This window comes from Stutzerimonas kunmingensis (assembly GCF_014764705.1).
Taxonomy (GTDB): domain Bacteria; phylum Pseudomonadota; class Gammaproteobacteria; order Pseudomonadales; family Pseudomonadaceae; genus Stutzerimonas.
Map to the genome: position 1 here is coordinate 93334 of NZ_JACXXG010000008.1, position 20655 is coordinate 113988.

Consider the following 20655-nt stretch of genomic DNA (forward strand, 5'->3'; position numbering starts at 1 on the left):
GCAGACGAGTCCATGAAAGCTTACGCCGTACCCTTCGAAAAATACGTCAACCTGGCCGATGCCCGCCTGGGCACCCGCGCCATCTCCGTCACCGACGATTGGTTCGCCGACGTCAACCGGTTGTTCCAGCCAACACCGGCCGTATGGAAGGAGGGCGTTTTCGATGACAACGGCAAGTGGATGGACGGCTGGGAGTCGCGCCGCAAGCGCTTCGAAGGTTACGACCATGCGGTGATCCGCCTGGGCGTGCCTGGTCAGATCAAGGGCGTGGATATCGACACCAGCCACTTCACCGGCAACTATCCGCCGTCCGCCTCACTGGAAGCCTGCTTCGTCGCCGACGGCGACCCGAGCGACGACACCGTCTGGACGGAAATCCTCCCGGCCGTCGAGCTCCAGGGCAACAGCCACCACTACCACGAGATCGCCTTCGACAAGCCGGTCAGCCACCTGCGCTTCAACATCTACCCGGACGGCGGCGTGGCGCGTCTGCGCGTGCACGGCATCCCGTTCCGCGACTGGAGCAGCGTCGGCGACAACGAGCAGATCGACCTGGCGGCGGCGCTGAATGGCGGTCGCGCGCTGGCCTGCTCGGACGAGCATTTCGGCCGCATGAGCAACATCCTCAACCCGAACCGTGGCGAGAACATGGGCGACGGCTGGGAAACCGCCCGCCGCCGCACGCCGGGCAATGACTGGGTCATCGTCGCCCTCGGCCATCCGGGCGAAATCGAGCGCATCGTCGTCGATACCCTGCACTTCAAGGGCAACTACCCGGACAGCTGCTCGATCCAGGCGGCTTACGTCAAAGGCGGCACCGATAGCCAGATCGAGACCCAGAGCCTGTTCTGGCGCGAGCTGCTGCCGAGCCAGAAGCTGTCGATGCACGCCGAACACGAGTTCAGCGAGCAGATCGCCAAGCTCGGCCCGATCACCCACGTGCGCCTGAACATCTTCCCGGACGGCGGTGTGAGCCGGCTGCGGTTGTTTGGCAAGGTGGCGAAGTAGGAAGCGCGCTTCCCCTCTCCCCGGCCCTCTCCCCGAGGGGGAGAGGGAGGAACGAGGTCAGCCATTTCTCCGCGCCAGCTCCCTCTCCCCTCCGGGGAGAGGGTTAGGGTGAGGGGGAGCAGCCCCACGCGAATAACGATCCTTCAACAAAGAACGAGCACACCATGCGCACCCTGACCATCGAGCCACTGACCAAGGAAGCCTTCGCCCCCTTTGGCGACGTCATCGAGACCGAAGGCAGCGACTACTTCATGATCAACAACGGCTCGACCCGCCGCTATCACAAGCTGGCCACGGTCGAGACCGCCGCGCCCGATGACCAGGCGATCATCAGCATCTTCGCCGCCGAGGCGCTGGAGATGCCGCTGGTCATCCGCATGCTCGAACGTCATCCGCTGGGCAGCCAGGCCTTCATACCGCTGCTCGGCAACCCTTTTCTGGTCGTGGTCGCGCCACTTGGCGATGCACCTGTACCGGGCCACGTCCGCGCCTTCCGCAGCAACGGCAGGCAGGGCGTCAATTACCACCGCGGCGTCTGGCACCACCCGGTGCTGACGATCGAAAAGCGGGATGAATTCCTGGTGGTCGATCGCAGCGGTTCTGGCAACAACTGCGACGAGTACTTCTTCACGGAGGATCAGCAACTCCTCCTCGACCCCCAACGGGAATCGACATGACCGCTACTGCGCTGGCTCATTCGGCGTTGCCTTGCCTGCGTTCGCGACGCGCTCAAGCCGATTCCAATAAGAAGAAATACGGCCGCCTGCAGGCCGCAAGAGGTGCATGACAAATGGACGCCCATCTGACCGAATGGCTGAACCTGAGTATCCGCTGGATTCACATGATCGTTGGCGTCGCCTGGATCGGTGCTTCCTTCTATTTCGTCTGGCTGGAGAACAACCTCAACCGCGCCAACCCGCGTGAGGGCCTGTCGGGCGATCTCTGGGCCATCCACGGTGGCGGTATCTACCACCTGGAGAAATACAAGCTGGCGCCGCCGCAGATGCCGGAAAACCTGCACTGGTTCAAGTGGGAGGCCTACACCACCTGGCTGTCGGGTGTGGCGCTGCTGATGGTGGTGTACTACCTCAACCCCAGCCTGTACCTGATCGCACCGGGCAGCGAACTGTCCCCTGCGGCGGCCATCGCTATCGGCTTCGGCTCGCTGATCGTCGTCTGGTTCGTCTACGACCTGCTCTGCGACTCGCCGCTGGGCAAGACCCCCGCCCTGCTCGGCCTGGTGCTGTTCGTGCTGGTGATCGCCGCGTGCTGGGGCTATTCGCAGGTATTCAGCGGCCGCGCAGCCTACATCCATACCGGAGCGCTGATCGGCACCATCATGGTCGGCAACGTGTTCCGCATCATCATGCCGGCCCAGCGTGCGCTGGTCGCCGCCATCGAACAGAACCGCACGCCCGATCCGGTGCTGCCGGCCAAGGGCCTGCTGCGTTCGCGGCACAACAACTATTTCACCCTGCCGGTGCTGTTCATCATGATCAGCAACCACTTCCCGAGCACTTACGGCAGCGAATACAACTGGCTGATCCTCGCCGCGCTCGGCGCGCTTTCGGTGCTGGCGCGCCACTACTTCAACACCCGCCACAACAGTAATCGCTTCGCCTGGGCGCTACCGGCCGCGGCACTGGGCATGATCTGCCTGGCCTACGTCACCGCGCCGAACCGCCAACCGGCACCAAACCTGGCAGCGACCTCGCCGGAGCAGGCCAGCACGAGTGCACAGCAGAGCGGCGCCAGTGCCAGCCAGTTCGCCCAGGTCAGCGAAGTGATTCACGAGCGTTGCACCGTCTGCCACTCCGCGCAGCCGAGCAGCCCGCTGTTCAGCGCAGCACCGGCAGGCGTGATGTTCGATACCGCCGAGCAGATACGCGAGCAGGCGGCGAAGATCCATGCGCAGACCGTGGCCAGCCAGATCATGCCGCTGGGCAACATTACCCAGATGACCCAGGACGAGCGCGATCTGCTGGGTGACTGGATCGCCAAGGGCGCGTCCATCGACTGAGCAAAGACGCCGCGCGCCATCCGCGCGGCGTTTCCCCCTCCGCACCGTGCCCATTGGCGCACTGACCGCCATCCCCTCCTCCGCGCCCCAGGCGGCATTGGCCAGCTAGCGCTGCGGTACGGCAACTCCGCTTCCACGACGACGAACGAGCAGATTCCCGCAAGGAATATCGCTGCCGACGCTACCCAATCGCCGACGCCCCGTTAAAATGCCGCGCCCTCCCTCGACGCCGGACGCCGCCCCGTGATTGAAGCCAGCTGGATTGCCTTCGCTTTCGCCCTCGGGCTGCTTGCCCGCTTCATCGGCCTGCCGCCGCTGATCGGCTACCTCGGTGCCGGCTTCGCGCTGACCGCAGCGGGCGACTACGTGGGCGTGACCCGTGACGACAGCATCATTCTCGATCACCTGTCGCATCTGGGCGTGCTCCTGCTGCTGTTCACCGTGGGGCTCAAGCTCAAGCTCGGCAATCTGGTTCGCCGCGAAGTCATCGGCGGCAGCCTGCTGCACTTCTTCATCTCCAGCGTGCTGGTGATGCCGGCGATCATGCTGATCCTCGATAACAGCTGGCGTGAGGCCATGCTGCTGGCCATCGCGCTGTCCTTCTCCAGCACCGTGCTGGCGGCCAAGGTGCTGGAAAGCAAGCGCGAGCTGCGCGCCTTTCACGGCCGCGTCGCCATCGGCGTGCTGATCATCCAGGACCTTATCGCTCTGGTAGTCATGAGCCTCGCCGCGGGCAAGGTCCCCTCCGCCTGGGCCTTGCTGGTGTTCCTGCTGCCGCTGCTGCGCCCCGTGCTGTTCCGCCTGCTCGACCACAGTGGCCACGAAGAACTGATGGTGCTGTTGGGCCTGATGCTAGCGCTGGTGGCCGGCGGTCTCGGCTTCGAATACGTCGGCCTGAGTTCCGAACTGGGAGCGCTGGCCTTTGGCGCCATGCTCGCCAAACACAAGCGCGCCAGCGAGCTGTCGAATTCGCTGTGGGCAATCAAGGAAGTGTTCCTGGTCGGCTTCTTCCTGAAGATCGGCATCGGTGGGCTGCCGGATGCCAACGCCCTCTGGTTCGCCTTCGCCATGTCGCTGCTGCTGCCGCTCAAGGCGGTGCTGTTCTTCGGCCTATTCGTCGCCTTCCGCCTGCGCGCCCGCAGCGCCTTTCTCAGCGCCGCCAGCCTGACCAACTACAGCGAATTCGGCCTGATCGTCGTCAGCGTGGTGCTGCCGCAGTGGCTGATGCCGCTGGCGATTACCGTGGCGTTCTCGTTCATCGTTTCGGCGCAGATCAACCGTTTCGCCCATCCGCTGTACGAACGCCTCGCACCGCGACTGCTCCGCTACGAGCGCAACATTCGCCACCCCGACGAACAACCGGTGTCCCTGGGCGATGCGCGAATTCTGATCATGGGCATGGGCCGTACCGGGCGCGCCGCCTACGACTACCTAGCGGAGAAGGGTTTCGCCCTGGTCAGCCTCGATTCTGACCCGGTCATGGTGGAAAAGAACACCGCCGAGGGCCGACATATCCTCTTTGCCGACGCCGAGGACCAGATGTTCTGGCAGAGCCTGGAGATGAACGAGGTCGAAGCGGTGATCCTGGCGATGAACGATCCCGAGGCCAAGATCATCTCCACCCGCAAGCTGCGCGAAAGCGGATTTGGCGGGCTGATCGTGTCCCACGCGATGTACGAGGATATCGCCCAGCGCATCCAGGAAGCCGGCGCCGACCGCACCTACCTGACCATGAGCGAGGCCGGCGCGGGCCTTGCGGAAAATGTCTCGCGGGAATTGCAGGTACCGCGCTGAGGCCCGGTCCAGAGCCGATCGCGCGATCTGGACCAACCGCCGTCGATCCAATTGTGCACAATTTTCTGATTTATTGTTTATCAGTCTGTCTACAGGTTGCTATAGTCCAGGCGTCCTGACCGATCGAACAGCTTTCGACGGACAGCGATAGAGGTGCCGTGAAGCCTCGCAAGCCCATGACCGTAAAACAACAAATGGCAGGCTTAACAATGACCGCAACCGAAAACAGGAGCGGCACCGCTCCGCAGGCGAACCAGGACCTCATCTATCAGCTCGATGATCGCCCCGGCCCGCTACCCGCGACCTTCGCCGCTTTGCAGCACGTACTGGCCAGCTTCGTCGGTATCATCACCCCCACCCTGATCGTTGGCAGCGCGCTTGGCCTCGATCAATACGTCCCCTACCTCGTCAGCATGGCGCTATTCGTCTCCGGTCTCGGCACCTTCGTCCAGGCCCGGCGCTTCGGTCCCATCGGCTCTGGACTGCTGTGCCTGCAGGGCACCAGCTTCGGCTTTCTCAGCGCCATCCTCAGCGCCGGTTTCATCGTCAAGGCGCGTGGCGGCACGCCGGAGGAGATCCTGGCCACGCTGTTCGGCGTGAGTTTCTGCGCCGCGTTCGTCGAGATCGCCTTCAGCCAGTGCATCAACAAGCTGCGCCGGGTGATCACGCCGGTGGTCACCGGCACCATCATCTGCCTGATGGGCCTTTCGCTGATCAAGGTGGCGATGACCGATATCGCCGGCGGCTACGGCGCCGATGACCTCGGCGCCCTGCCCAACCTGGCGCTGGCCGGCCTGGTGATCGGCATCATCGTGGTGCTCAACCGCTTTCCCTGGGCCATCCTGCGGCTGTCGGCGGTGATCATCGCGCTGACCGCGGGCTATCTGGTGGCCTGGTCCATGGGCAAGGTGGACTTCGCCGAGCTGGGCGAACTGCCGCTGCTCAGCGTGCCGCAACCGTTCCGCTTCGGTTTCGCATTCGACTGGATGGCCTTCATTCCGATCGCGGTGATCTTCCTCATCACACCGCTGGAAACCGCCGGCGACCTCACCGCCAACTCGATGATCTCGCGTCAGCCGGTGCGCGGGCCGGTGTATCTGCGGCGGATCAAATCGGGAATCCTCGCCGATGGCTGCAGCTCGGCGGTCGCCGCGGTGTTCAACAGCCTGCCGATGACCACCTTCAGCCAGAACAACGGCGTCATCCAGCTCACCGGCGTCGCCAGCCGCTACGTCGGCTACTACATCGCCGCGGTCCTGGTACTGCTGGGTCTGTTCCCCTTCGTCGGCGGTGTGCTGCAGCTGATGCCCAAGCCGGTGCTCGGCGGCGCCACGCTGATCATGTTCGGCACCGTGGCCATCGCCGGTATCAAGATCCTCGCCGAAGCCGGCCTGCATCGCCGCAACATGCTCATCGTGTCGATTTCCCTGGGTCTTGGCCTGGGTGTCGCCGGCGTGCCGGAAGTGCTGAGCGCGATGCCCGAGGTGTTGAAGAACATCTTCGGCTCGCCGATCACCATCGGCGCCTTCAGCGCCATCCTGCTCAACCTGTTCCTGCCGCGCGAACCGAGCGAAGTCGATGTATTCGACCCCGAGGAACTGGTCGAGGATGCCGTCGGCACCAATACGCTGTCGGTGAATATTCCTGACTATTCGGCGCGCAGGGATAACGCCACGACTCCCTGTGCGGGGCGATCCGTCTGATGGTCAGAAGCACGCCATCGTGCGCTTCTCGCCACGCCAGTCTTGAAAGACAATGGCGCCCAAAAAAAGCCGTCACCCACTTCAAGGAAATCCACATGCAACTGAAGACCGCTCCCCTCGCCGTCGCGCTCGCCGGCAGCCTGCTGACCGCCCCGGCGATGGCCGAAGGCCTGCTCCACTGGCACAGCAACAGCCTGACCTACCTGTACGGCAAGGATTACAAGATCGATGCGCCGATCCAGCAGACTGTCACCTTCGAGCACGTCAACGGCTGGAAGTATGGCGACACGTTCCTGTTTCTCGACTCGATCCACTTCAACGGCAAGGGTAACGACAACGGCAACGACGACAGCACCTTCTACGGCGAATTCTCACCGCGCCTGTCGTTCGGCAAGATCTTCCAGCGCGACCTGAGCTTCGGCCCGATCAAGGATGTGCTGGTCGCAATGACCTACGAGTTCGGCGAAGGCGATGTGGAAACCTACATGATCGGCCCGGGCTTCGATCTGGACGTGCCCGGCTTCGACTATGTCTCGGTGAACGTCTACCACCGCGACACTGACGGTGACCGCGTAGGCGACGGCACCTGGCAGGTCACCCCGGTGTGGGGCTACACCCTGCCGGTGGGCAACTCCGACATCCTCATCGACGGCTTCATCGACTGGGTGGTCGACAACGACAGCAACTCCCGCGGTGAGGAATATCACGCCAACCTGCACATCAACCCGCAGATCAAGTACGACCTAGGCAAGGCGATGAACTGGGGCGAGAAGCAGCTCTACGTCGGTATCGAGTACGACTACTGGTCGGACAAGTACGGCATCGAGAATGGCGGCTTCGTCAGCGAAAACTTCGTTGGCAAAACCGACCAGAACACCTTCAGCGCTATCGTCAAAGCGCACTTCTGAGTGCTGTCGCGAAGGGGCTCCTCGCCCCTTCGCCTCTCCTCCGGCGCTTCGGTTGAGGGGCTTGCGACCAGGGTGCTAGCATGCGGGCGCTTGTTCGTATCGCCGGCAGCCAGCGAAAGGCCCCCATGTCCAGTATCCGTGAGCGCAACAAAGAGCTGATCCTCAAAGCCGCCAGCGAAGAATTCGCCGAAAAGGGCTTCGCCGCGACCAAGACCAGTGACATCGCCGCCCGCGCCGGACTGCCCAAGCCCAACGTCTACTACTACTTCAAGTCCAAGGAAAATCTCTACCGCGAGGTGCTGGAGAGCATCGTCGAACCCTTGCTCGAAGCCTCGGCGCCGTTCAACCAGCCAGGCCATCCGGCCGAGGTCCTGCGCGCCTATATCCGCACCAAGATCAGGATTTCCCGCGACCACGCCTGCGCCTCGAAGGTGTTCGCCAACGAGATCATGCACGGCGCTCCGCACCTGTCACCGGAACGCACTGCACAACTCAACGCCCAGGCGGCACACAACATCGCCTGCATCCAGCGCTGGATCGACGACGGCCTGATGGCGAAGGTCGATGCCAATCACCTGCTGTTCAGCATCTGGGCGGCGACCCAAACCTACGCCGATTTCGACTGGCAGATCAGCACCGTCACCGGCAAGAACCGCCTCGACGACGCCGACTACGATGCGGCGGCAGACACCATCATTCGCCTGGTACTCAAGGGTTGCGAAATCGCCGAGCCGGCTCAGGTTGACTGACCGGCGGAAACGAAAAACGCCAGCATGCGCTGGCGTTCTTCAAACCCTGACCGGCTCGCGAAGCATCAGCTCCGGGCGCGAGCCGCGTCGCGTAAAGCCTTCACCTGATCATGGTTGCGTTGTACGCCCTGGTACTGACGTTCGACCACGATCCGCACTTCGGCTGGCAGGTCTTTTTCCAGCGCCTTGCGGTAGCTCTTAACCGCGACATCCTCACCACGCTCACACTCGTTGAGAATGGCCTCGTCGTCCTTGCCGGTGATCATCGACTTGAGGTCGACCCAGCGACGGTGCATGTCGGCAGCCACACTGGTGCTGGTCTCCGGATCGCCGCCCATGGAGCGCACCAGTTGCTGCAGCTCGGCGGCGGCAGTAGCGCAGTCGCGCGAACGCTGATTCATGGTGCTCTTGAGCTGCGGATCGCGCAGGTCTTCGGCGCATTCGAGGAAGCCCTTTTCGCCATCCTTGCTGGTTTCAATCAGGTCGTTGAGCACTGAAATCGTGTCTTTCGTATCCATCTTGTACCTCCTGACAAGTCGACTCGGAAAGGGCCACATCGCTGCCGCCCGCGTTATAAAGTCGACTGCCCACGCACCACAAAGGTTCATCGAAACCGCCCGAAGGCACCCTCCTGGCTCATCCCCCGGCAACGCCGGCTATGCCTGTCGGCTCATGGCGAGCCCGTGATGCAATGGCATCGGGCGACCGATCAGGTAGCCCTGCGCCTTGTTCACTTCAAGCCGCCGCAACATGGCCAGTTCCTCCTGGGTCTCAACCCCTTCGGCGACGACCTTGCAGCCGGTTTCCTCGGCGAAGCGGATCAACGCGGCGGCCAGCGCGCGGCAGCCGGTGTCGCTGTCGACATTGCGGATCAGGCTGCTGTCGAGCTTGATCACATCCGGCTTGAGTTTGAGGATATGGCGGAAACTCGCGTAACCGGCGCCGGCATCGTCAACCGCCAGCCGTAGCCCCTTGCTGCGCAGTGGTTCGAGTGCCTCGGCCAGCTGCGAGTAGTCCTGTACCGATGCGTGTTCGGTCACCTCGAGCATCAGCCGCGCCAGCGGTTGATCGGCGAGTACCGTGCCAAGCGCGCCAGCGAGGATGGTTTCCGGCGAAACATTGAGCGAAAGGTAGCTATCTGCCGGCAGCTGATCGAAGTCGTGCAGGGCCGCCTCGATCAGGGCGACCTCCAGCTCCTGCTGCAAGCCGACCAGCCCGGCCTCGGCGAACCACTTGTCCGGTGTTCGCTGCGGCTGCGCGCTGAATCGAGCCAGCGCCTCGTGGCCAACGATGCGGTTTTCCACCAGATGCACGATGGGCTGATACACCACCGAATACGCGCGTTGCTCGAGCACCGAGCGAATGCGCGTGAGCGTCTCGGCATAGCGAATCTCATTGAGCGCATGGCGTTCCAGCAATCTGCCGGCGAAGTCGGCGAACAGCCGCAGCGTATTCAGATCTCGCTCATTGAGGCTGTTGTCCGGCGTGGTACTGAAGCAACAGAAGGTGCCGTAGAGCCGACCATCGCTGAAGCGCAGCGGAACACTGAGGTGCGCACCTACCGGCAAGGCTTTGGTCACCGGCATGGCCAACGCCTCCGGTAGAGTCGCCGCGTTCTGAATCAGCTCGGGCAAGCGCCCGTCGAGCACGCGTTGACAGTAACTGTCGTCCAGAGGATCGCACGCCCCGACCTCGAGCTGCAGGGGTACGAAATTGCCGTCCAGGTAGCGAAAAATCCGGCTGCCGCCGCGAAACTCGCTGATGAACGCGACATCCATCCCCAGATGCGTGCGCACGGCATGCAGGGTTTCGACGAGCATCTCGCTCAATGAAAGGTTGGCGCTCTCCAGGCGACGCAGAATGGAGAGCGGATCATCGGCCATCCCGAGTTGATCGACCTGATCCTGCTGTATGTCATCAGACATGGAGTCCCTCCCCGTTTGCTGGCTGCCATTGCTGCCGTATGAATACCGTCGACAGCGAGCCGCTGAAGCCCGCGATGTCGTTTGCCGATTGCCCGGATACTAGTCGCGACCGTCGATCTGCCGATGTCTCAGCGACGATTGGCACAAGGCCTTGCAGAACCGGCCGCGTCGCACGTTGCCGCATCGTTCGAGCCCCGCCTCGCACCGCCTGCCTCTAGCTGCTCGCCCCCGTCTTGCCACGCTTGCTCGACTTCGCCGGCTCGGCCGCCGCGCCCGCGTCACCTTTCAGGGTTATCCAGGTAGGCGCATGGTCACTGGCATGTTCCTGGTCACGTACCCAGCGATCGACGCCGGCATCCTGCAGCCGCGGCGCAAGGTCCGGGCTGAGCAGCAGATGGTCGATGCGCAGCCCGGAGTTCTTCTGCCAGTGCTGGCGAAAGTAGTCCCAGAAGGTGTAGATGCGCTCGTCCGGGTACCTGGCGCGCAACGCGTCGGTCCAGCCCTGCGCCAGCAGGCGCTCGAAACATTCGCGGCTTTCCGGCTGCAGCAGCGCGTCCTTCAGCCAGGAGCGCGGGTTGTAGATGTCCTCGTCGGTCGATACCACGTTGTAGTCGCCGGCGAGCACCACCGGGTGGCCGCTGGCCAGCAGGCCCGCAGCATGCTCAATGAAGCGCTCGAACCAAGCGAGCTTGTAATCAAATTTCGGCCCCGGCTGCGGGTTGCCGTTGGGCAGGTATAGGCAGGCGACAATCACACCCTGCACCGCCGCTTCCAGATAGCGGCTGTGGCTGTCATCCGGATCGCCCGGCAGCCCGCGGCGGATCTCCAGCGGCTCGCAATCGCGGGCCAGAATCGCCACCCCGTTCCACGACTTCTGCCCCTGCCAGATGGCGCCATAGCCAGCCGCACGGATGTCGTCGATGGGGAAATCGGCATCCTGCGCCTTGAGTTCCTGCAGGCAGACCACGTCAGGCTGCTCGCGCGTCAGCCATTCGAGCAGATTGGCCCGACGTGCACGGATGCCATTGATGTTGTAGGTAGCGATTTTCAGACTATCCACAAACGCGTCTCTCACAGGCGGTTATATCAACCTTAGCTGTGACAGCGCGGTGAGGCTTCCCGATCCGGTGCCAATGATCGAAATCAGGCCGGCGTTTCGGCGAAACGCAGGGTGAATTCGGTCACCCCGGCGTCGCTGCGAACACTCACCTCGCCGCCATGCAGCTGCATGATCGAGCGCACGATGGCCAACCCCAGGCCGCCGGTATCGCCCGGCTCGGCGCGCGATGGGTCGCAGCGGTAGAAGCGATCGAACAGCCGCGGCAGATGCTCGGGCGGGATCGGAGGCCCCAGATTGATCACGCTGACCGACCGCCAACCTACTCCTGAGCCACTGACGATACGCACCGTGCTGTCACTGACGCCGTAGCGCAACGCATTGGCCAGCAGGTTCGCCAGCGCCCGGCGGATCATCTCAGGGTCACCGACCAGCTCACCCTCGGTTTCGTCGAGCAGCTGAATGCCGCGCTCTTCGGCGACACCCTCGAAGTACTCGCACAGCTGCTCGACCAGTTCCGGCAGCGAAAAAGCCTGCCGCGTGATGGCCGCAGCCGGCTGCTCGGCACGAGCGAGAAACAGCATGCTGTCGATCATCCGCGCCAGGCGCTCGTACTCTTCCTGATTGGACACCAACAGCGCGTGATAGGCCGAGGCATCGCGGTCCTTGTGCAACAGTTGCTGGGTCTGCCCCATGAGATTGCCGAGCGGCGTACGCATCTCGTGGGCAAGGTCTTCGCTGAAGCGTGACAGCCGCGCGAAGCCCTGTTCCAAGCGATTGAGCATCTGGTTCAGCGCCCCACGCAGCGGCTCCAGTTCGCTGGGCATCGCCGATTCGTCCAAGCGCAGGTGCAGGTGCTGCACGTCGATCGCCAAGGCCTGCCGGGTCAGGTGACGCACCGGACGCAAGGCGCGCCGACTGATCAGCCAGCCAAGCACTGACGCCAGCAGCGCGCCGAGGCTCAACGCCCACCACAGTTTTACGCGATAGGCGGCGAGCATCTGCTCACGCTCAGCGAGCGTGCGCCCGGCGACCAGCGTCAGCCCCGCTTCGCCCGGCAGGCGCCGCCAGGCCAGCCGCGCGCCATCTGTATCGGTCAGCTCCGCTGCGGCGCCGGACGGCAATGTCGGAATGGACAGCCGCGCCGGGTTGATCTCGATCAGCGCGCGCCCTTGCGCATCGAGCAGCCAGAGCAGGCTGTCGCGATTACCCAGCATGTTCTCGTACAGCTGCGGACGTTGCCGTAGCGCCTCGATGCTGGCGCTGTCGTCCAGCAGCGCCTGCATACGCTCCAGTCGACCGAGCAGTGCCTGATCGTCACGCCAGCTGATTTCCCGCTCCAGCGAGCGGTACAGATACAGGCCGATGCTGCCCAGCAGCACGCTCGCCACCAGGGCGAAGGCCAGCGCCAAGCGCAGGCTGAGTGAACGAGGCAACAGGCTCACGTGGCGGCTTCCAGCACATAGCCCATACCGCGCACGGTGTGGATGAGCTTGAGCGTATAGGGATCGTCGACCTTGGCGCGCAGGCGGCGGATCGCCACGTCGACCACATTGGTGTCGCTGTCGAAGTTCATCTGCCAGACCTGCGAGGCGATCTGCGCACGCGAGAGCACCTCGCCTTGGCGCAGCAGCAACAGGTGCAGCAAGGCGAACTCCTTGTTGGTCAGGCTGATGCGTTCGCCCTGGCGACTGACGCGACGGCGCAACAGGTCCAGCTCAAGATCAGCAACCTGAAAGCGCTCGACCTCGCGCGGCGGCCCGCGCCGCAGCAGGGTACGTACCCGCGCCAGCAGCTCGGCGTAGGAGAACGGCTTGACCAGATAGTCGTCTGCGCCCAGCTCCAACCCGCGCACACGGTCTTCCACCGCATCGCGCGCGGTGAGGAACAGCACCGGCGTATGCGCCGAGCGCCTGCGCACCACCTGTACCGGCTCCCAGCCGTCGAGCCCCGGCAGCATGACGTCGAGGATGACCAGGTCGAAGGTCTCCTCCTCGATCAGGTATTTGCCATCGACGCCGTTGCGCGCCACCTCGACGCGATAGCCAGATTCCTCCAGCCCTCGCTTGAGGTAGTCAGCCGTCTTGGCCTCGTCCTCCACCACCAGAATTCGCATCGGATCACCTCGCTGATGGCGCATAGGTTATGGGAGTGGATGACCAAGCGGCCATTACAAAAGCGTAATGCGCAGGCAACGGTTCTGACGGGCAGGCATCGGCACCATGCACCCCGAAGCTCAGCCACCCAAGGAAACCGATATGCGTACCGCAGCCACACTGTCATTGCTGACGCTGGCATTACTTACCCCGGCCCTAAGCGCCAACGCCGCCACGCCGGCACCGATCACTCAACAGAACGTCTCGCTGGCCCTGGCCGATGGCCTGATCCAGGCCACGCTGGACCAGTGCCACGCGGAAAACCGCACGGCGGTGGTCGCTGTGGTCGATCGCGGCGGCAACCTGGTCGCTCTGCGCCGGGACGACAACGTCGGCCCGCACAACACCCTCGCCGCCCAGCGCAAGGCCTACACCGCGCTGTCGAGCAAGACGCCGACCCGTCTGTTCGCCGAGCGCGCCGCCGCTACGCCGGACGCCGCCAACCTCAATACGCTGGATGAGCTGTTGCTGCTCGGCGGTGGCGTGCCGCTGAAGGTCGGCGACGAGGTGATTGGTGCCATCGGCGTGGCCGGTGCCGGCGGTGCCAAGAACGACGAGGCCTGCGCCATGGCCGCCATCGAAAAACTGCTGCCCTCCTCCCACTGAGAAAAGGAAAAACCCATGAAAGCACTACGTTCAATCGCTGCCGGCTTGATGCTCAGCGGCCTGTCCGGTCTCACCCTGGCTGCCGGCAACCCGCTCAGCGTGCACGTGCTGAATCTGGAGAACGGCCTGCCGTCACCGGACGTGCGCGTCACCCTGGAACAACGTCAGGGTGATGCCTGGAAATCACTCAATAGTGGCGAGACCAACGCCCAAGGCCGCATCACCGCGCTCTACCCAGAAGGCAAGGCGCTGGAAAAGGGGACCTACCGCGTCACCTTCATGACTGGCGACTGGTCCGCCGCGCACAAGGCCAGCACCTTTTTCCCCGAAGTTCCGGTGATCTTCGAAGCCGATGGCAGCGTCGAGCACTACCACATTCCGCTGCTGCTGAGCCCCTATGGCTTCTCCACCTACCGCGGCAACTGAGCCGCTCAGCGCACTTCCCAATAGCCCGGTGCGTTGTAGATGTCCTTCAGGTAGTCGATGAAGAAACGCACCTTGGCTGGCAGGTAGCGCTGCTGCGGGTACACCGCCTGGATGTCGTAGGCCGGCAGCGCGTACTCGTCGAGTACCGTGACCAGCTCGCCGCGCTTGAGCTCGGCCTGGATCTCCCAGGTCGAGCGCCAGCCGATGCCCAGGCCCTGCTTGACCCAGTCGAACAGCAGTTCACCGTCGTTGCAGTCCAGATTGCCGGCCACGCGGATGGCCACCTGCCTGCCATCGCGCAGAAAGGTCCAGCCGCGTTGCTGCCCGCCCTGCAGGTTGAAGGCCAGGCAGTTGTGCTCGGTCAGCTCTTCCAATGCCGTCGGCGTACCGTGGCGGGCGAAGTACTCCGGCGAACCGCAGACCACCCGCCTGTTCGGAAACAGCCGCACCGCCACATAGTTGGGGTCGGTCACCTCGCCGATGCGAATGCCCATGTCGTAACCGTGGCGCACCAGGTCGACCACGCTGTCGGTGAAGTTGAACGACAGCTGCAGGTCCGGATAGCGCGCCTGGAACGCCGGTGCGTGCGGGCCGATATGTCGCCGGCCGAATGCCGCCGGCGCCGACACCACCAGATGGCCACGCACCGAAGTGCGGTCATGGCTGATGCTGGCGTCCACCTCGTCGAAATCCTTCAGCAGCCCACGGGCGCGCTCCAGATACTGCTCGCCCAGATCGGTCAATGACAGCCCGCGCGTCGAGCGGTGCATCAGCTTCACACCCAGATGCCGCTCCAGCGCATCCAGCCGCCGGCCCATCACCACCGGGGTGACGTTCTCCTTGTGCGCAGCCGCGGCGAAGCTGCCGCAGTCGGCCACCAGCACGAAGCTGCGCAGGGTCGTATAGCGATCCATTCGATACTCCTGATATCGACAGAACTGAAGTCTCGACCAATTCCGCCAGCGAATCCAGGGCGGCATGCTTGAGCCACGTAGAAAAACTATCGAATAAGAGGTGTGATCCATGGCCCGCATGAGAGCAATCGACGCCGCCGTCGCGGTATTGCGCAAGGAAGGCATCGACACCGCCTTCGGCATCCCCGGTGCCGCGATCAACCCGCTGTATTCCGCCCTGCGGGCCGACGGCAGCATTCGTCACATCCTCGCCCGCCACGTCGAGGGTGCCTCGCACATGGCCGAGGGCTATACCCGTGCCAAGCCGGGCAACATCGGCGTGTGCATCGGCACCTCTGGCCCGGCCGGCACCGACATGATCACCGGCCTGTATTCCGCCTCGGCCGACTCGATCCCGATCCTGTGCATCACCGGTCAGGCGCCGCGTGCCAAGCTGCACAAGGAGGACTTTCAGGCCGTCGACATCGAATCCATTGCCAAGCCGGTGACCAAATGGGCGGTTACCGTTCGCGAACCGGCGTTGGTGCCGCGGGTGTTCCAGCAGGCCTTCCATGTGATGCGCTCGGGTCGCCCCGGCCCGGTGCTGATCGACCTGCCGTTCGATGTGCAGATGGGCGAGATCGAATTCGACATCGACACCTACGAGCCGCTCGCCGTGTACAAGCCGGCGGCGACCCGCAAGCAGATCGACAAAGCCATCGACATGCTCTGCGCCGCCGAGCGCCCGCTGATCGTCTCCGGTGGAGGCATCTACAACGCCGCGGCCGAGGCCTTGCTGGTGGAATTCGCCGAGACCGTGGGCGTGCCGGTGATCCCGACCCTGATGGGCTGGGGTTCGATCCCCGACGACCATCCGCTGATGGCCGGCATGTGCGGACTGCAGACCAGCCACCGCTACGGCAACGCGACCATGCTGGAATCCGACTTCGTGCTCGGCATCGGCAACCGCTGGGCCAACCGCCACACCGGCTCGGTGGAGACCTATACCAAGGGCCGCAAATTCGTTCACGTCGACATCGAGCCGACGCAGATCGGCCGGGTGTTCGCGCCGGACTACGGCATCGTCTCCGACGCCCGCGCCGCGCTCGAGCTGTTTGTCGAGGTAGCCAAGGAGCGCAAGGCCGCAGGTCGTCTGCCGGATCGTCGCGCCTGGGCCGCCGACTGCCTGGAACGCAAGCGCACCATGTTGCGCAAGACCAACTTCGACAGCGTGCCGATGAAGCCGCAGCGTGTGTACCAGTGCATGAACAACGCCTTCGGCAAGGACACCTGCTACGTCAGCACCATCGGCCTGTCGCAGATCGCCGCCGCGCAGTTTCTGCACGTCTACCAGCCGCGCCACTGGATTAACTGCGGCCAGGCCGGCCCGCTTGGCTGGACCATTCCGGCAGCGCTCGGCGTGGTTGCCGCGGACCCGGCGCGCAAGGTGGTGGCGCTTTCGGGCGACTACGACTTCCAGTTCATGATCGAGGAGCTGGCGGTGGGGGCACAGTTCAAGCTGCCCTACATCCACATCCTGGTGAACAACGCCTACCTCGGGCTGATCCGCCAGTCGCAACGCGGTTTCGAGATGGATTACTGCGTGCAGCTCGGCTTCGAGAACATCAATGCCGACCAGAGCGGCATGGAAGGTTATGGCGTCGATCACGTCGCGGTGGTCGAGGGCCTCGGCTGCAAGGCGCTGCGCGTGTTCAAGCAGGAAGACCTGCGCCCGGCCATCGAGCAGGCCCAGGCGTGGATGGCCGAGCATCAGGTGCCGGTGGTGATCGAGGTGATCCTCGAACGGGTGACCAACATCGCCATGGGCACCGAGATCGACGCCATCAACGAGTTCGAGCCGCTGGCCGAAGGCCGGGAAGACGCGCCGACGGCGGTCGGGCTGTTGGACTGATTCGCCCGTAACCACAGCCCCGTGGAAGACGCTTCGCGGTCTTCCACGGGGCGGCCACCCGTCCTACGTAACCGTTCTTAGGGTGGATATCGCAAAGCATATCCACCGCAACGCAACACCCAGGGTGGTCACCACACCACCGCAATGCGAAACCGAATGTGATCCCTACAGATCAGGAGAGAGAACCATGCCCCGCTTTGCCGCCAATCTGTCCATGCTGTTCACCGAGGTCGATTTCCTTGACCGCTTTGCCGCCGCTGCCGAAGCCGGCTTTACCGGCGTCGAATACCTGTTCCCCTACGACTACCCGGTCGAGGAGATCAAGACCCGGCTGGACGCCAACCAGCTGACCCAGGTGCTGTTCAACCTGCCGGCCGGCGACTGGGCCGGTGGCGAGCGCGGCATCGCCATCCTGCCGGAGCGGGTCAAGGAATTCCGCGCCGGCGTGGACAAGGCCATCGCCTACGCCAAGGTGCTGGGCAACACCCAGGTCAACTGCCTGGCCGGCATTGCCCCGCGTGGCGCCGACCTCGGCCAGCTGGAAATCACCTTTATCGAAAACCTGCGCTACGCCGCGCAGAAGCTCGAGGAAGCCGGCATTCGCCTGGTAATGGAGATGATCAACACCCGCGACATCCCGCGCTTTTTCCTCAACAACACCTCCCAGGCGCAGGAGATTCGCGGCAAGGTCGGTCACGCCAACCTGTTCCTGCAGTACGACATCTATCACATGCAGATCATGGAGGGAGACCTCGCGCGGACCATCGAAGCCAACCTGGACGCGATCAACCATATCCAGCTGGCCGACAACCCGGGCCGTAACGAACCGGGCACCGGCGAGATCAACTACCACTTCCTGTTCGAGCACCTGGACCGTATCGGCTACCAGGGCTGGGTCGGCTGCGAGTACAAGCCGGCCACCAGCACCGCCGAAGGCCTCGCCTGGCTGAAGACACACAACGCCATCTGACCCGAACAGAATTTGAGGAGAAACGACCATGGCTAAGATTGGATTTATCGGCACCGGAATCATGGGCAAACCCATGGCAAGCAACCTGCAGAACGCAGGCCACCAGATATTTCTTTCCGAACATCATGACAAGGCACCCGCCGACCTGGTGCAGGCCGGCGCCATCGCCCTGGCCACGCCGCAGGAAGTTGCGCAGGAGGCCGAGTTCATCATCGTCATGGTGCCGGATACGCCGCAGGTCGAGGACGTGCTGTTCCGCGACCAGGGCATCGCCGCTGGCGTCGGCCCGGGCAAGGTGGTGATCGACATGAGCTCGATCTCCCCCAGCGCCACCAAGCAGTTCGCCGAGAAGATCAAGGCGAGCGGCGCCGAGTACCTCGACGCCCCGGTATCCGGCGGTGAGGTCGGCGCCAAGGCCGGCAGCCTGTCGATCATGGTCGGCGGCAGCGAAGCGGCCTTCGAGCGCGCCCTGCCGCTGTTCCAGGCAATGGGCAAGAACATCACCCGCGTCGGCGAGAACGGCGACGGCCAGACCGCCAAGGTGGCCAACCAGATCATCGTCGCGCTGAACATTCAGGCGGTCGCTGAGGCCCTGCTGTTCGCCGCGAAGAACGGCGCCGACCCGGCCAAGGTGCGCGAGGCACTGATGGGTGGCTTCGCCGGTTCGAAGATCCTCGAAGTGCACGGCGAGCGCATGATCAAGGGCACCTTCGATCCGGGCTTCCGCATCAGCCTGCACCAGAAGGACCTCAATCTCGCCCTGGCCGGCGCCCGCGAGCTGGGCCTCAACCTGCCCAACACCGCCAACGCCCAGCAGGTGTTCAGCACCTGCGCAGCCATCGGCGGCAGCGGCTGGGACCACTCGGCACTGATCAAGGGCCTGGAGCACATGGCCAATTTCTCGATCCGCAAGGAGTAAAGCCTTCGAGCGCACTGAGTCGGGCCTGCGCCCCCACCTTCAGGGACAGACAGACCAGGTGGTGGGATCAGCGCAACGCTCGGCACCAGTGATGCTCAAAGGGTTGGTGTGCAGATACGCGGGGTCGGAATCATCGCGTCTCCCCCACGACCAGGGCCCCGCGCGCCTGCACAGCAACCGCCGTCTGCGGACGGCACCTTTTCGATTCGCCCGGCACAAGGAGTCACGGCCCGACTGCCGGGCGGGTCGATTTCAACCCTTAGCGCTTGCATTGCCGAGCCCTAAGGTCTGCAATCGGCCTCTGCAAAAAGACCCAAGGAGCCAGAGATGCCCATCGATCCCCAAGCCCTGCTGCGCCAGCTGTTCGACAGCGCCATCGAGGCCGCCCATCCGCGCCATGTGCTCGCCGACCATCTGCCCGAAGACCGCAGCGGCCGAGCCATCGTCATCGGCGCCGGCAAGGCGGCCGCGGCCATGGCCGAAGCCATCGAGAAGGTCTGGGAAGGCGAGCTGTCCGGCCTGGTGGTGACCCGCTATGAACATCACGCCGACTGCCGCCGCATCGAGGTGGTGGAGGCCGCACACCCGGTCCCGGACGATGCCGGCGAGCGCGTCGCCCGCCGCGTGCTGGAACTGGTCAGCAACCTTGAGGAAAGCGACCGGGTGATCTTCCTGCTTTCCGGCGGCGGTTCCTCGCTGTTGGCACTGCCAGCCGAGGGCATCTCGCTGGCGGACAAGCAGGCGATCAACAAGGCGCTGCTGCGTTCCGGCGCGCACATCGGCGAGATGAACTGCGTGCGCAAGCATCTCTCGGCGATCAAGGGCGGCCGCCTGGCCAGGGCCTGCTGGCCGGCCAGCGTGTACACCTACGCGATTTCCGACGTGCCCGGCGACGAGGCCACGGTGATCGCCTCCGGCCCCACCGTGGCCGACCCGACTACCTCCGCCGAGGCGCTGGCGATCCTCGAGCGCTACCACATCGAGGTGCCGGCCAACGTGCTCGCCTGGCTCGAAGACCCGCGCTCGGAAACGCTGAAACCGGGCGATCCGATGCTCTCGAGCAGCCACTTCCAGCTCATCGCCACGCCGCAGCAGTCGCTCGATGCGGCTGCCGAGGTGGCCCGCTCCGCCGGTATCACCCCGCTGATCCTCGGCGACCTGGAAGGCGAAGCGCGTGAGGTGGCCAAGGTGCATGCCGGCATTGCCCGCCAGGTGGTGCTGCACGGCCAGCCGATCGCCGTGCCCTGCGTGATCCTCTCCGGCGGCGAGACCACGGTGACCGTGCGCGGCAACGGCCGTGGCGGACGCAATGCCGAATTTCTGCTCGCCCTCACCGAAAGCCTGCAAGGCCTGCCGGACGTCTATGCGCTGGCCGGCGACACCGATGGCATCGACGGCTCGGAAGACAACGCCGGCGCACTGATGACGCCGGACAGCTTCGCCCGCGCCGAGGCACAGTGCCTGCGCGCCGCCGATGCGCTGGCCAACAACGATGGCTACGGCTACTTCGCCGCGCTGGACAGCCTAATCGTCACTGGCCCCACGCGCACCAATGTCAACGATTTCCGCGCCATCCTGATTCTGCCGCCCTCAGCCTAGACCGAGGGCG

Annotated in this window: 19 protein-coding genes; 13 read left to right on the plus strand and 6 right to left on the minus strand. The window is 64.2% G+C overall.

Annotated features, from left to right (window positions below):
• Positions 1 to 12: 12 nt before the first annotated feature.
• The 7 genes from alc (at position 13) to IEG05_RS09265 (ending at position 8182) form a co-directional block, all read left to right on the plus strand.
• Positions 13 to 1008 (plus strand): allantoicase, encoded by a 996-nt coding sequence (gene alc, locus IEG05_RS09235; protein ID WP_003284733.1) that lies wholly within the window; start codon positions 13 to 15, stop codon positions 1006 to 1008.
• Between the two features lie 164 nt (positions 1009 to 1172).
• Complete coding sequence (locus IEG05_RS09240; RefSeq protein ID WP_191121971.1) at positions 1173 to 1685, plus strand: ureidoglycolate lyase; 513 nt, start codon at positions 1173 to 1175, stop codon at positions 1683 to 1685.
• Positions 1686 to 1798: 113 nt separating this feature from the next.
• Entirely contained in the window at positions 1799 to 3028 is a 1230-nt protein-coding gene (locus tag IEG05_RS09245; protein ID WP_191121972.1) for a urate hydroxylase PuuD, read from the plus strand.
• Between the two features lie 243 nt (positions 3029 to 3271).
• On the plus strand, positions 3272 to 4822 hold the full coding sequence (locus IEG05_RS09250) for a cation:proton antiporter domain-containing protein (protein ID WP_191121973.1): 1551 nt from the start codon (positions 3272 to 3274) through the stop codon (positions 4820 to 4822).
• A gap of 209 nt (positions 4823 to 5031) precedes the next feature.
• Entirely contained in the window at positions 5032 to 6525 is a 1494-nt protein-coding gene (locus IEG05_RS09255; RefSeq protein ID WP_041013152.1) for a uracil-xanthine permease family protein, read from the plus strand.
• Positions 6526 to 6620: 95 nt separating this feature from the next.
• Positions 6621 to 7433: an outer membrane protein OmpK gene (locus IEG05_RS09260; protein WP_041013151.1), complete on the plus strand. Its 813-nt coding sequence runs from the start codon at positions 6621 to 6623 to the stop codon at positions 7431 to 7433.
• A 125-nt stretch (positions 7434 to 7558) separates the two neighbouring features.
• Positions 7559 to 8182 (plus strand): TetR/AcrR family transcriptional regulator, encoded by a 624-nt coding sequence (locus tag IEG05_RS09265; protein WP_014819410.1) that lies wholly within the window; start codon positions 7559 to 7561, stop codon positions 8180 to 8182.
• A 65-nt stretch (positions 8183 to 8247) separates the two neighbouring features.
• Here the strand turns inward: IEG05_RS09265 and IEG05_RS09270 are convergent, their stop codons facing one another.
• The 5 genes from IEG05_RS09270 to IEG05_RS09290 form a co-directional block, all read right to left on the minus strand.
• Entirely contained in the window at positions 8248 to 8700 is a 453-nt protein-coding gene (locus IEG05_RS09270; protein ID WP_014819409.1) for a PA2169 family four-helix-bundle protein, read from the minus strand.
• 138 nt (positions 8701 to 8838) lie between these two features.
• Positions 8839 to 10107, minus strand: a complete 1269-nt coding sequence (locus IEG05_RS09275) for a sensor domain-containing phosphodiesterase (RefSeq protein ID WP_191121974.1) — start codon at positions 10105 to 10107, stop codon at positions 8839 to 8841.
• Positions 10108 to 10321: 214 nt separating this feature from the next.
• Entirely contained in the window at positions 10322 to 11167 is an 846-nt protein-coding gene (gene xth, locus IEG05_RS09280; RefSeq protein WP_191121975.1) for an exodeoxyribonuclease III, read from the minus strand.
• Between the two features lie 83 nt (positions 11168 to 11250).
• Positions 11251 to 12609 carry a heavy metal sensor histidine kinase gene (locus IEG05_RS09285; RefSeq protein ID WP_191121976.1) on the minus strand — a complete coding sequence of 453 codons (1359 nt, stop codon included), beginning with the start codon at positions 12607 to 12609 and terminating at the stop codon, positions 11251 to 11253.
• Complete coding sequence (locus IEG05_RS09290) at positions 12606 to 13280, minus strand: heavy metal response regulator transcription factor (RefSeq protein WP_191121977.1); 675 nt, start codon at positions 13278 to 13280, stop codon at positions 12606 to 12608. The genes IEG05_RS09285 and IEG05_RS09290 overlap by 4 nt, the downstream gene beginning before the upstream one ends.
• Positions 13281 to 13422: 142 nt before the next feature.
• Between IEG05_RS09290 and IEG05_RS09295 the strand changes: the two genes are divergently transcribed.
• On the plus strand, positions 13423 to 13926 hold the full coding sequence (locus IEG05_RS09295) for a GlcG/HbpS family heme-binding protein (protein ID WP_090522201.1): 504 nt from the start codon (positions 13423 to 13425) through the stop codon (positions 13924 to 13926).
• Between the two features lie 15 nt (positions 13927 to 13941).
• Positions 13942 to 14352, plus strand: coding sequence for a hydroxyisourate hydrolase (gene uraH / locus IEG05_RS09300; protein ID WP_191121978.1), 411 nt, complete (start codon positions 13942 to 13944; stop codon positions 14350 to 14352).
• A gap of 5 nt (positions 14353 to 14357) precedes the next feature.
• Here the strand turns inward: uraH and IEG05_RS09305 are convergent, their stop codons facing one another.
• Complete coding sequence (locus tag IEG05_RS09305) at positions 14358 to 15266, minus strand: LysR family transcriptional regulator (RefSeq protein WP_003285095.1); 909 nt, start codon at positions 15264 to 15266, stop codon at positions 14358 to 14360.
• Positions 15267 to 15375: 109 nt separating this feature from the next.
• Here IEG05_RS09305 and gcl point away from each other — a divergent pair, with 109 nt between their 5' ends.
• The 4 genes from gcl (at position 15376) to IEG05_RS09325 (ending at position 20645) form a co-directional block, all read left to right on the plus strand.
• On the plus strand, positions 15376 to 17157 hold the full coding sequence (gene gcl, locus IEG05_RS09310) for a glyoxylate carboligase (RefSeq protein ID WP_191121979.1): 1782 nt from the start codon (positions 15376 to 15378) through the stop codon (positions 17155 to 17157).
• A 187-nt stretch (positions 17158 to 17344) separates the two neighbouring features.
• Positions 17345 to 18127, plus strand: coding sequence for a hydroxypyruvate isomerase (hyi, locus tag IEG05_RS09315; RefSeq protein ID WP_046620995.1), 783 nt, complete (start codon positions 17345 to 17347; stop codon positions 18125 to 18127).
• Positions 18128 to 18155: 28 nt separating this feature from the next.
• Positions 18156 to 19046 (plus strand): 2-hydroxy-3-oxopropionate reductase, encoded by an 891-nt coding sequence (locus IEG05_RS09320; protein WP_042922410.1) that lies wholly within the window; start codon positions 18156 to 18158, stop codon positions 19044 to 19046.
• Positions 19047 to 19373: 327 nt separating this feature from the next.
• Entirely contained in the window at positions 19374 to 20645 is a 1272-nt protein-coding gene (locus tag IEG05_RS09325) for a glycerate kinase type-2 family protein (protein WP_046620998.1), read from the plus strand.
• Positions 20646 to 20655 lie beyond the last annotated feature (10 nt).